At 43.0% G+C, this 11988-nt stretch carries 11 protein-coding genes; 6 read left to right on the top strand and 5 right to left on the bottom strand.

The window, feature by feature from the left end:
* Positions 1–29 precede the first annotated feature (29 nt).
* From ACED42_RS07055 to ACED42_RS07045, 3 genes are all read left to right on the top strand, one after another.
* Positions 30–1541 (top strand): DUF1214 domain-containing protein, encoded by a 1512-nt coding sequence (locus tag ACED42_RS07055; RefSeq protein ID WP_371701966.1) that lies wholly within the window; start codon positions 30–32, stop codon positions 1539–1541.
* Between the two features lie 217 nt (positions 1542–1758).
* Positions 1759–3090 carry an MFS transporter gene (locus ACED42_RS07050; protein WP_371701964.1) on the top strand — a complete coding sequence of 444 codons (1332 nt, stop codon included), beginning with the start codon at positions 1759–1761 and terminating at the stop codon, positions 3088–3090.
* A gap of 122 nt (positions 3091–3212) precedes the next feature.
* The gene (locus ACED42_RS07045) at positions 3213–4094 is read left to right on the top strand and encodes a DMT family transporter (protein WP_017091732.1); all 882 of its coding nucleotides are present in this window, start codon (positions 3213–3215) and stop codon (positions 4092–4094) included.
* On the opposite strand, the gene ACED42_RS07040 is transcribed toward ACED42_RS07045, so the two are convergent.
* Positions 4081–5271 carry a GGDEF domain-containing protein gene (locus ACED42_RS07040; protein ID WP_371701962.1) on the bottom strand — a complete coding sequence of 397 codons (1191 nt, stop codon included), beginning with the start codon at positions 5269–5271 and terminating at the stop codon, positions 4081–4083. The genes ACED42_RS07045 and ACED42_RS07040 overlap by 14 nt on opposite strands.
* A gap of 303 nt (positions 5272–5574) precedes the next feature.
* Here ACED42_RS07040 and ACED42_RS07035 point away from each other — a divergent pair, with 303 nt between their 5' ends.
* Positions 5575–6363 (top strand): phytanoyl-CoA dioxygenase family protein, encoded by a 789-nt coding sequence (locus tag ACED42_RS07035; protein ID WP_012600234.1) that lies wholly within the window; start codon positions 5575–5577, stop codon positions 6361–6363.
* Between the two features lie 119 nt (positions 6364–6482).
* The gene (locus ACED42_RS07030; protein WP_017085371.1) at positions 6483–6824 is read left to right on the top strand and encodes a hypothetical protein; all 342 of its coding nucleotides are present in this window, start codon (positions 6483–6485) and stop codon (positions 6822–6824) included.
* 146 nt (positions 6825–6970) lie between these two features.
* Here the strand turns inward: ACED42_RS07030 and ACED42_RS07025 are convergent, their stop codons facing one another.
* Both ACED42_RS07025 and ACED42_RS07020 read right to left on the bottom strand, forming a co-directional pair.
* Positions 6971–8182, bottom strand: coding sequence for a radical SAM protein (locus ACED42_RS07025; protein WP_371701960.1), 1212 nt, complete (start codon positions 8180–8182; stop codon positions 6971–6973).
* Between the two features lie 30 nt (positions 8183–8212).
* Positions 8213–8488, bottom strand: coding sequence for a hypothetical protein (locus ACED42_RS07020; protein WP_009845795.1), 276 nt, complete (start codon positions 8486–8488; stop codon positions 8213–8215).
* A gap of 196 nt (positions 8489–8684) precedes the next feature.
* Here ACED42_RS07020 and ACED42_RS07015 point away from each other — a divergent pair, with 196 nt between their 5' ends.
* Positions 8685–9671 (top strand): zinc-dependent alcohol dehydrogenase family protein, encoded by a 987-nt coding sequence (locus tag ACED42_RS07015; RefSeq protein ID WP_012600231.1) that lies wholly within the window; start codon positions 8685–8687, stop codon positions 9669–9671.
* Positions 9672–9813: 142 nt separating this feature from the next.
* Here ACED42_RS07015 and ACED42_RS07010 read toward each other — a convergent pair whose 3' ends face one another.
* Together ACED42_RS07010 and ACED42_RS07005 are read right to left on the bottom strand one after the other, a co-directional pair.
* Complete coding sequence (locus tag ACED42_RS07010) at positions 9814–10593, bottom strand: putative bifunctional diguanylate cyclase/phosphodiesterase (RefSeq protein WP_371701997.1); 780 nt, start codon at positions 10591–10593, stop codon at positions 9814–9816.
* Positions 10542–11984 (bottom strand): diguanylate cyclase domain-containing protein, encoded by a 1443-nt coding sequence (locus tag ACED42_RS07005; protein ID WP_371701958.1) that lies wholly within the window; start codon positions 11982–11984, stop codon positions 10542–10544. Before ACED42_RS07005 ends, ACED42_RS07010 begins: the two co-directional genes overlap by 52 nt.
* Positions 11985–11988 lie beyond the last annotated feature (4 nt).

Here is an 11988-nt window from a genome sequence, read left to right as displayed (position 1 = left end):
CGAATAATTTTGAGTTTTGAGGACACATTATGAATATGATATCTAAAGCCTTTGTTGGTAGTTTCACTTGCCCATTACGCTCAGCTGCCATGCTAGTTTCTGTAACAGCCTTGTTTTCAGCCACAGCGATAGCAGGCAGCGGTGATGCGACAGAAACGATCCAAACGCGTGCAGGTGACTTTACTTTCGAAACCGACTTTCTTCATGGCATTCCAACACAAGAAAGCTCTGCAAAACTGTTTGAACTGATGGACTATCAACGCGCGTCACAAGCTTACATTTGGTCCGTGCCTTTGGTGTCAAACTACGCATGGAAACAAGCCTATGCCGACATGGGGGCAGAGGATGGTCAAATTACTTATGTTGAGTCTCATGAATCTAAGCTAGGAGGTTTAACTTACAATACCTCTACGCCTTACGCGATTACTTGGTTTAACGTAGAGAAAGAGCCCGTTGTTATAGAAATTCCCACAAATGAACTGCGTGGCGCGGTACACACCATGTGGCAAATCGGTATTTCTCAGATGACTGAGCCGGGCGTCTACGTGGTAAAAGCGAAAGGTTCTGAAACGCCGAGTAACCTGCCAAAAGGCGCAAAAGTATTTGAGTCTGATACCAATAATGTTTTCTTGGGTGTTCGCTTAATGGCTAAGTCAGATCAGCAACGTATGAAAGACTTAGAAGCATTAAAAATTACTGACCTTAACGGCAAGCCGCTCAGTAGCAAAGGCGTGAACTTCCCTGAACGTGGTGACGATGCTAAGCACCCACGTGGTATGGCATTTTGGGAGACCTTGAATGAAGCGATCCAAGCCGAACCTGTAGCAGAGCGCGACCGCATGATGCACGACATGTTACGCCCACTAGGTATTGAAAAAGGCAAAGCATTTACTCCATCAGCTCAGCAGCGTGACATCTTAGAACAAGCTGTAATCATGGGTGAAGCTATGGTTAAAAACATCGATTTCAACAAGACTGAACGTCTACCACACGCGGCTTATGGCAAAGAAGGGAATTCGTGGGAAATCGCAACGGCTTCAACACCAAACCAAGACCGTCACTATGGTATGGACCTCGATGGACGTGCAGCTTGGTTTTATGAAGCCGTCACTAACGACATTGCAATGCATGGATTTGAGAACGGCGGTTGGGGACAGATCTACCTAGACAACTACCGTGACGACAATGGCAAAGGGCTAAATGGCAGTAACCACTATACTTTGACGCTAGATGGAGATGTAAATTTCGCCGATTTATTCTGGACCATCACTGTTTATAACGTTGAGAACCGCGCCATTATCGACAACGACATTGAGCGTGCCGATGTGGGCTCAAACATCGAAGGAACGGTCAAAGACGCACAAGGCAATTACACTTTCCACTTCTCGCCAACTAAGCCAACAGGTGTGAACGAAGCTAACTGGGTGCAAACCCGAGAAGACGAAAACTGGTTTGTTTACTTCCGTGCATACTCACCAAGTAAAGCGTTTGTAGCGCAGCAGCCAGAAACCTTGTTGCCTAACTTCAAGCGTGTGGACTAACCGTTAAGTCTATGTACTAACGATAAAGTTCACTGCGGCCTACGATAAAAGAGGAGCCTCAGCGCTCCTCTTTTTAATCCTGCTACCTTTCTAGCCTTCAAAGGCGCTGCGAAATAAACTCAACTAGTTGTTTTTCTGATTCTTGAAACAATTCCATGATTTAAAAGAGTAAAAGGGTTATACATAATAATGTGTTATCTAAATTACTGAAATTATCATGACGCTCAAAGAGATCCTTAACATTCCCAATGTCCGCTACTTCTTAATGTTTAGAAGCAGCTACTTTGCGCGTTTTTACTACCCTATATTCACCCTACTTTATTTAGATTACGGGTTAACCCTGTCTCAATTCGCGATGCTCAATGTAGTTTGGGCGGCCACCATTGTGCTTGCTGAAGTACCGTCGGGTGCATTCGCCGATACCTTAGGCCGCAAGAAACTGGTGGTGCTGTCTTCGATTGTGATGTTTGTTGAGATCGCCATGATAGCGCTAGTACCAACCGGAAACCCCGACTTGGTATTCATAGTCTTTCTAATTAACCGGATTCTCAGTGGCTTAGCGATGGCACTGGCCAGCGGTGCTGACGAGGCATTGGCTTACGACACCTTAAAAGAACAAGGCAATGAAGAGTTGTGGCCGCGAGTGCTGCAAATTCAGCTTCGTGTCGCCTCAACCGTCGGTATCTTTGTCACACTAATTGGCGCGGCGATGTACGACGTGAACTTTATGGCGAACATCTTTCATTTCCTTGGACTATCTGAACCAGAAAGCACTAAAGATCTGATGCGTATTCCTGTGTTCGCCACCCTATTTGTAGCGATGATCGCCATCTATGCCGCGATTAATATGCGCGAAGAGAAAAAGGTAATGCCAAGCGAGCAAACCAAATTGGCAACCACCATCGCCAGCCTTAAATTAACAGCTGACACAGGTAAGTGGGTACTTGCTACGCCTTACGTGCTGTTCATGTTGTTGTATTACAGCCTGTTCGAACACACCTCAAGAATGTTCCTAACCATGAACAGCCAATATTATCTCGCCATCGATATTCCTATTATCTACTTCGGTTTTATTGGCGCGGGGATCAGTTTGCTTAAAATCATATTGGCGGGGCAAAGCCGTAGGCTAGCAGAAAGCATGGAGCCTAAAACCTTCATTGTGGTTATGGGTTTAGCAAGCATGGCGACTTATTATTGGATCAGTTTAGGTTGGACGATTTACGGGGTTATTCCAGCACTAGTGCTGATTTTTATTATCATGACGATGAACATTTTCATTAGCTACCACCTGAATAAAAAAACCGAATCACACAACCGAGCCACTGTCCTCAGCTTTAAAGGCCTGATGTTTAATCTCGGATATGGGCTGATCGGCATTTTGTACGCTTACTACTATAAACTGGTGTCTCAGGGCTACACCGAACAAGAAATAGAACAGAACCTCGCTTTCTTAGCTTCACTGTCTTCGTTTTTCTATTACTTCACCTTATTGTTCGTTTTGATTAGCGCGTTGTTCTATTTCAAAAACAAAAAACAGCCGATCTTTTGAAGAACGTACTGATACTGAATGGAGAGTAAAATGAGCCTCTGGCTATAAATAGACCATGTCGCTTCTTATCATGTGATTTTTTGTTAAGATAATCATCAAATTACATAACACATGGAAGCGTCATGTCTTTTAGTTGGATAGCTTTTACTCTTCTCGCAGCCTTCAGCCAATCTTGGCGCAATGCCTTTCAAAGCAAGTTAAGTGGCACCATGAGTGTTGCTGGTGTGACGCTGGCGCGTTTTATCTGGGCTGGCCCAATCGCCTTAATTTATCTGTGCGCCCTCTATCAATGGAAGCCAGTATCCACACCTGATTTTTCGGGTGAGTTTGTTTTCTACATTATTGCAGCAGCCATTATGCAGATCCTCGCGACGGGCTTAATGGTGATGTTATTTAAGCTCGAAAACTATGCGATAGGAGCAGGCTTAGCCAAGTGTGAAGCCCCCGTATCTGCTGTGTTATCCGTATTGTTTTTTGGTACTGCTTTGACACTAACAGGTTGGGTCGGCGTGCTTATTGGCACGTTAGGCGTACTAATCATGAGTAGTTCTTCTGGTTGGCGAAGCTTGTCTCCGAAAGTATTTTTGTTAGGTATGGCGTGTAGTACCGCTTTTGCTTTAACGTCTCTTTGGGTACGTGAAGCAAGCTTGAGCATAGGGCTTCCCTTCCCCCATAGCGCTGCTTGGGTGCTGTTTCTGGTCATTACTCTTCAGACATGCATTATCTGTACGTATCTCTTTTTCAGAGAGCGAGACACGCTGCGCCAGATATTCAAGAAATCTAAACTGGTGGTGATGACAAGCCTAGCGAGTGTTATCGGTTCTCTGGGTTGGTTTAGCGCGATGTCGCTTCAAGCCGTGCCGTACGTAAAGACACTCGGGCAAGTCGAAGTGATCTTCATGGTGTTGATATCCTATTTCTGGTTGGGACAAAGCATCGCGCGCAAAGACATTCTTGCGCTCATCTTGCTTTCTATCGCAGCAGTATTGGTTATGTGGCAGTGACGAGCTCATTAATATGGCTAGGACAAATTGAAGTCATATTGCGACCGTTTGTTTTCGCTTGATACAACGCTTTGTCGGCTCGACTAATAAACCCATCCCAATTCTCATTTGGGTGAAGCTGAGCGACACCGAAACTCGACGTCAGAAACATCTCATTCCCTTGCACGGCTGAGATCTCTGAAATAGACAATCGCAGCTTACAAGCAATAGCCTGTGCTTGTAGGAAATTAACATTGGGCAATAAAATCATTATCTCGTCTCCGCCAAAACGGAACGCGCTGGCTGTTGGCGATGTTTTGATTGCACTTTGAACCATTTCAGCAAAAGACTTGATGACGAGATCACCCACAATATGTCCGTGTTGGTCATTGATCGACTTAAAATTGTCAATATCCATCATAATGGCACTAACAGGCGTAGTCCCCGCCTGTTTCATGATGACTGGAACCATTTCATCTAATGCTCTGCGGTTTCCAAGTGCCGTTAAAGGATCGCTGTAGGAGAGCTCGTGAATAGACCTAAGCAACCTTGCATTAATCAACCAAAGCATTGTGAAGCTCATCGACACGATAAGAACAATACTCATTAAAAAGGCAAGTTGATGAATGAGTGCGGCTGCCATGAAATCCTGAAGCTCAGCTGAAAATAGCGTCACCAATACTCGGAAAACCATAAACCCGCCATATATCAAAAATGATAAGGCCATCATCCGAGTAGCTAAGTTCAAGTCATCACGTTGACCCTTTAACACCACAAACGCAGTGCAAAGAGTGACAAAGGCTAAATAGAAACTAACGAGAATAATTCGAGCCTTGATGGAAGGTTCATAGTACGTGAAGTGAATAAAACCTAGCAGAAGAGCCAACATCATCAAACTGCTGAGGTAGGTACATTTTAAAGAGTATTCTCGGAACAGGCATAAGCTATACAAAGCGAGATGAAAGCCTAGCGCAATGACCATATTGGCACCAATAACAGTGACCCAATCCGGTAACTCCCCCCTTAGGCTCAACATCAACGGCCCAGTTCCAATAACAAATATTGAAAGGGAAAAGCTAGAGAGCCCTTTAATTGGCTGTTGCGTAAATTGGAACAGCAATAAGCCAATGCAGTAAGTGAAAGAGAACAAAATAATAATAAAATTAAGCGTTCTCATATCCAGCGAAAAACCATCCATGATTTTCTATCTTCCATACACAACCAAATTTCAACATGGTCAATAATCATGCAAACCACAAAAACATTCACCATATGAATCTTTTCATTTTATAAAATAAGGGATAGATCACATATGCGGAGATTTTTATCGCATGAGTCCATGATATGGATAGGCATGTAACACTCGCCCCCATAGAGCTTTATCGCATCACTGAATCTACAGGCTTCTGCACTCGTTACTTGGTTGAATGACGACTGTCTGGCATTATGCGCCCAAGAAACCTGTGGTTATTGCACAGCAAAGAATGAACGAAGGTAGTCAGTGGTAGAAAACAGCCAACAATTAAGTGACCGTTACGACGAACATGGTTACTTTGTTATCAGAAATTATTTCGATGAAGCTCAAATTGCATCGCTTAGAAAAGTCGTGCTGAAATTCCATGAATCATGGAAAGCAGACAACGAAGAATTCTATAAAGAAGAAGCATTTAACTCGTCTTTAATTACGGGAAGCGAATATTTGCCCGCCGACGATAGAAGTGTGCTTTTTGACTTCATCAGCTCGAAGCAAGTGATGGACGTGGTTGATGCGGTGATTCCGAACAAACCGGCATTCATGAATACACAGCTGTTCTTCAACCCGGTAAATCCGCAACAAAAAGACTTCTGGCATCGTGACTGTCAATACGACTACGACGTTGATGACCAAATGAAAGTCATCATGGAAACCCAGGTATTGCATCTGCGAGTCCCCCTTTTTGATGAGCCCGGTATGGAGCTTATCCCCGGCACGCACAAACGTTGGGATAACGAAGAAGAATACAACGTTCGCCAAGAAGAAAATGGTAAAGTGAGCAGCGATGATATCTCTGGTGGTAAGCAGATACCATTAGCCGCCGGTGACTTATTGGTATTTTCAGCGGACATGATCCACCGAGGCCGATATGGCTTGGATCGTTTGGCTTTGGATATTTTGATCTTCGATTCGGCGGCAGACTATGTCGACTACGTTGATGACGATTGTTTACCAACACCAGCCATGTTGAGCAATATTACCGACCCAAGATTATTTATGAACACGCTGCATTTGAAATCGATGTTGTGCTCCTAAGAGATTAAAACAGTTACATCAAAAGTCACATGACTTGAAAATAATAACAAATATGTTCACATTTATTTCATAGCGCTCGCAATAAGATACCTTCATATTCAATATTCGAGATAAGCAATATGAAAAAATTAATTACTAGCATGTCACTACTTACAGCACTTGTTTCGGGTGCTGTTTTAGCCGAAGTGAATGGTGAAGATTTTAACGAATTCCCTAAACAAGATGCTGCGCACTGCTTTGGTTGGGCGGCAGGCTTAGATAAAGACCAAGATTACGCTAAGTTTATTGTCGAGCTATCGAAAGATCGCACTGTGAGTGTCAAAGAAGATCCTTATATAATGGAAGAGTTCGGCACTGCAATGGGTTATTCAGAAGCGATGTTAGAATTTGCTGGGAAAGAAGCTGCGGATGCTAAATATAAACTAGTCTGCGATCCAATCAAACAAAGCTATGGCTTTTGATCGCGAGGTTTCACCGCTACGTCAAAGACTTGATACAAAGGCTCCACATGGAGCCTTTAAAGTGTACTGACTCAGTCAGGGATTCCGAATAGTAAAACTTATTTATGAACCTTCGCGATTTTCATTCCATGTATCCAGAACAAATTTTAATTGAACCATGCAAAAACTCGTTCTTTCAAGCTCGCATTCTTTCTCCAAATCCAATACAAGCCTTCCTCTAGCTCTTCAACGCTCATACGACTGGGCTGATAAACCGGATGGCTACCATCGTACTTGGACCAATCTTTAGTAAGAAGTCGCCCTTCACGCTCTAGCTGATTAAAAGACTCTGAACCGGGAAACGGAATCATATAATGCGGGATGACCTTATCAATCTTGATATCTTCAACGAACTTCTGCGTCTGTTTGAAGATAGAAGTATCGTGTTCATCAAAACCGAACAAGAAGTCTCCCCATACCTCAATGCCATGTGATCTTATCTCAGCAATGTATTCTTTCATCTTAGAGGGTTTCACAAAGCCTTTCTTTTGCGCCTTTAATGCCTCTTCAGAAGGCGTTTCTATACCTAACAATACAGCTTTGAATCCTGCTTTCACCGCAGCGCTAAGCAATTCTGTGTCACGAGCAATCAAGACTGTCGTTTCCCCGTAGAAACTCATCCTAAGAGGCTCAATAGCTTTAAACAGCGCTAAAGCATATTCTCGATCATGAGTGAGATTGTCGGAGTGTAACTCAACCCACTCAATACCCAATGTCTTGAGATCCGCTAACTCGCTGACGATATTTTCGATTGGCCTTTTCTGGAACTTATCAAAGAACCTTGGCACTAAACAGAAGTTACATTTAAATGGGCAACCTCTTGTCACAACTACTGACCATGTATAATTGTACGCTTCAGGATTGATGATATTTGTTGGGTATGGATTGAGCATACTGAGATCGACAGGCTCGGAGCTTTCATAAATAGGCTGTAGCGAACCAAACTCAGCGTCACGGAGTAACTGAACCCAGTAGTTCTCAACTTCTCCCATCGCCAAACAATCCGCATATACTGCCGCTTCTGAAGGGTTAAACTGAGTATGTAACCCCCCGAATATGACTGTTTTGCCTTTTTTCTTATATTTAGAAGCTAGCTCGTAAGCCCGATAAGCATCTGGAGTCGACATAAATATCACCACCAAATCAGCATCATTATAAAGGTCAGCTTTTGCACCTATGGTCTCATCAACCATATCTAACTTGTACCACTTTGGTGTCGCAGCAGCGGCGGCAAAGATGTTTTGTGGAGGTCCCCCCGTAGAGGCTTTGTATTTTGAGTAATCGCTGCCAGCAGACGCTTTAATTAAATAGATTTTCATAGCGTATCCTAATTATTAAATTTTGCTTTGCTACAAAGAGCTAAAAAACTCAAAGACTCTATTGTCCATATAGAAATATACCCCTCCCATCACAAACCAACTGATGATGATTAAGGTAAACAAAACTGGATGTTCTTTTAGCTCAATACGTTCAACAAAGAAGGCTTCTTTTGCGCGAAGATTTTCCCATCCCCAAAACCAGCAAAATAGCCCCCAAATCAGAAGTAGATGAAACTTAAGAGCAAACAAGGCCATGGTCAGAGCCAGCAATGTTTTCCACTTAGACATTACTTCAGGCACGTTCATCTTTCTTAACTCCTAGTTATTAAACTAGGAATCATTGTAAATAGGTGTTGGTCAACTTTTGGTTAACTAATTTCAGTTTGAACAATCAATTGCCAACAACATCGATGTTGAGCAATATTAGCGACCCAAGATTGTTTATGAACACGCTACAATTAAAATCGATGCAACACTCATAACCCATAAAGGTATCCGAACTATGACTGACACTAAGCAAAATACCCGAATTAGCCAGTTCCGTTTCGGTCAGCCAAAAGAATCTCTCAAGTTAGAACATGTCGCTTTAGGGGCATTAGACAAAGATAAAGTTCGCGTACAAATTGAAGCGACTAACATCAACCCTAGTGATTTGTTGTCGATTTATGGTGTGGGCCAATACAAACATAGCCACCAGCCGCCGAGAGTACCGGGATTTGAAGCGGTAGGAAGGGTTATAGAATCCAGCAATGCTGAGTTTGCAGTAAACCAGCGTGTGCTTGTGGCAACCAGTGGAACATGGCAGAACTATGTCGATGTATCACCAGATGACCTGTTCCAAATTCCTCAACATTTAGAAAATGGCTACGCCTGTCAGTTGTACATTAATGCGCTAACTGCATGGGTGTTGACGACAGAAGTAGCTAAGCTGACCCAAGAAGATGTATTGATCATCAACGCGGGCAGCTCAGCCATCGGTAAGATATTCTCTCAATTATCAGAATCACTCGGCTTCAAAATCATTGTCGTTACATCACAACCGAAACAATACCCGACCATTTCAAGTTGGGTGTTAGATGCAAATGATGATTTAGTTTCTCAAATTAAGGCGTTAGGCTTGCCTATGCCGACCGTTGCCTTTGATGCGATTGGTGGCTCACCCGGAACCGATCTTATTCACACCCTTAGCAACAATGGGCGTTTTATCAACTATGGCACGCTGTCACTGGATTTTTACGAGCCACGTTTTTTTGAGCACGCGAAAAGCCAAAGCATCGATTTCAGCACCTTCTTCTTACGTTATTGGGAAGAGGCTGAAGGCAAAGATGTGCGCCGTGATAAATTCACAACCATGCTAGATCACTTCATCACAAACGACATACAGCTCGACGTCGACCGCTACCTGCCATTCGATGAAGTTCAAACCGCAATTGATCTCATTGAATCGAAAACCACGCGCCTAGAGGGCAAGATCATCTTGCTTCCTTAGTACATCGTTGATCGCGATAACTTGCGCTCGTGTTAGGTAACCCTCCTAACACTGCGTTAAACGGCGGAGTTTGGAATGTATACTAGTCCATGAAGACATTAATACACTGTTATTGGCCGGTATAGACTCTGAATAAGCGTAATTACTTCAGATAAATAACGTTTGTATCTTTCGGTTTGCTCAACCCTGTTTCAAGTTTTTCCGACAACGTTTCCGCACACATAGGTTTGGCCAAGAGATAACCTTGTCCGTAGTCACAGTGCGATTGCGCTAAGAAGCTTGACTGGATCGTTGTTTCAATTCCTTCAGCAACGACCTTAATACCTAGCTGGTGAGCCATTGAAACAACTGCCGCACATAGAGCTCGGTCATTCATATCGCACTCAAGATCATTGACAAAGCTTCGGTCAATTTTCAAACCATCAATGTTGAACTCTCGTAAGAACCCTAGTGAAGAGTATCCGGTGCCAAAATCATCTAACCAGACTTTGATCCCCATACTCCTAAGGTCGTCCAACGTTTTCTTTGCGCTTACCTTATCAAACATTAGGGCCGTTTCGGTTACTTCTATATGTAACCTTGTCACTTCAACTTGATGTTTTTGTGTTTGATATTGGAATGTTCGGAGTGCCTTATCACCATAGAGCTGCTTTGGAGACAGGTTTATCGCAACATAAAATTCGGGAGGAAGGTGATGTCTAAAATCCCACTCCTGAATATCTTTGCAGGCTTGCATTACTATCCAATCACCAAGTGTATGAATAATATCCGTGGCTTCAGCGATAGGAATGAACTCAATTGGAGAAATATTGCCTTTTGTAGGATGATGCCAACGTATAAGGGCTTCAACTCCAACGACATGCCCTGTTTTCAGGTCAAACTTTGGTTGATATAAGAGCCTAAACTGAGAAAAATCATCGATAGCGGCTCTAAGTTCCTTCTCGATGACTCCTCTTGCGAGTATCTTCTGTTCGATTTCTTGGTTGAAGAAACAGTACCTACCTTTACCATTCTCTTTGGCGCTGTACATTGCCATGTCCGCACTTTTAACCAAGTCTTCAGAGGTGTCTGGATAAAAGCAACGCCAACACTCGCTCCAACCACTACCGATTCACCTACGGAACTGAGGTAAATCGGCTGTTTTAGTGAGTTCACAATATCAGAGGCAAACTTAGATACTGTATCCTGTGTCTTAATTCCTGATAAGCGAAGCAAAAACTCATCCCCCCCAACTCTTGCAATCATGCATTGAGGCTCGTCCTTTGTAGCTATTTGCCCCATTTTTTTTAGCGAGTTAGTTAATGTCTGAGCCACTTCACTTAACAGCTCATCTCCAGCTTGATGTCCAAGGTTGTCATTGACTCGTTTAAACTCGTCCAAATCGATAAAGAAAACCGCAAACACCTCTTTTGACTGTTTGCATCGATGAATACATCGTTCAAGGCATTTAATAAACTGAGAGCGATTCGGTAACTTAGTCAGCGGATCGTTATAAGCTAAAAACTCAACTTCCTCATTCCGTTGCTTGAGGCTTGAATCCATACTATCAAACGCCTGAGCAAGTTCTCCGAGTTCATCACTGCGCTGAATGTTGTTTGGTACTTGGAAAATCCCTTTACTGATGCGTTTCGAATGTTGTAGGAGTTGATTAATCGGACGAATCATCGTCTTAGCTAATAACATGGAAAAGAGTAAGCTGACCAGACACATGAACATCGTCAAGGTTATGCTCAACACCGCGCTATAGCTTCGACTTGACTCAGTAATATCCTTGATAATGGTGTTATTTTTCTCGATATCGTCTTTCACAGCCTTTAAGGAGTAGCTCATCACTATGCCACCTAACCGAGTCTTATTCATCGTGATTGGCCGCGCAACAATCAGTGCTGATGAATTGATTTCTGTGTAAGCTTCTTGCTTATTCAAGACATTTTCTTGCACCCTTGGCATATCCAAGTTGGAGCCATAACCGAGTACTACATCTTCTCCTGTATGAACTATCAGACCATTAGCATCAAAAACCTTTATGAATATGACATCTTTATTTTCAAAGGCAGGCTCTAAAATGGAGTTAATATTATCGATATCATAAAAATACATCGGATCAAAAAGTGCATCTGAGAGGTACTCAACCGTTTGTTCTGCTTGACTCTGAGCTTGGGAAGTAAAGTTCTCTGCAATATTCGTTGCCGTTTCTTCTAGAATTTCATCACTATAGTATGAAGATATCAGCCACTGAGACAAGGAAAGGCAGCCCATAGTCAAAACGACCATAAGCATGTTTCCGAGAACCAATTTACCTTTTAACTTCATAAGC

It is taken from the genome of Vibrio sp. FF145 (assembly GCF_041439075.1).
Taxonomy (GTDB): domain Bacteria; phylum Pseudomonadota; class Gammaproteobacteria; order Enterobacterales; family Vibrionaceae; genus Vibrio; species Vibrio tasmaniensis_A.
This window is presented reverse-complemented; position numbering and strand designations above follow the sequence as displayed.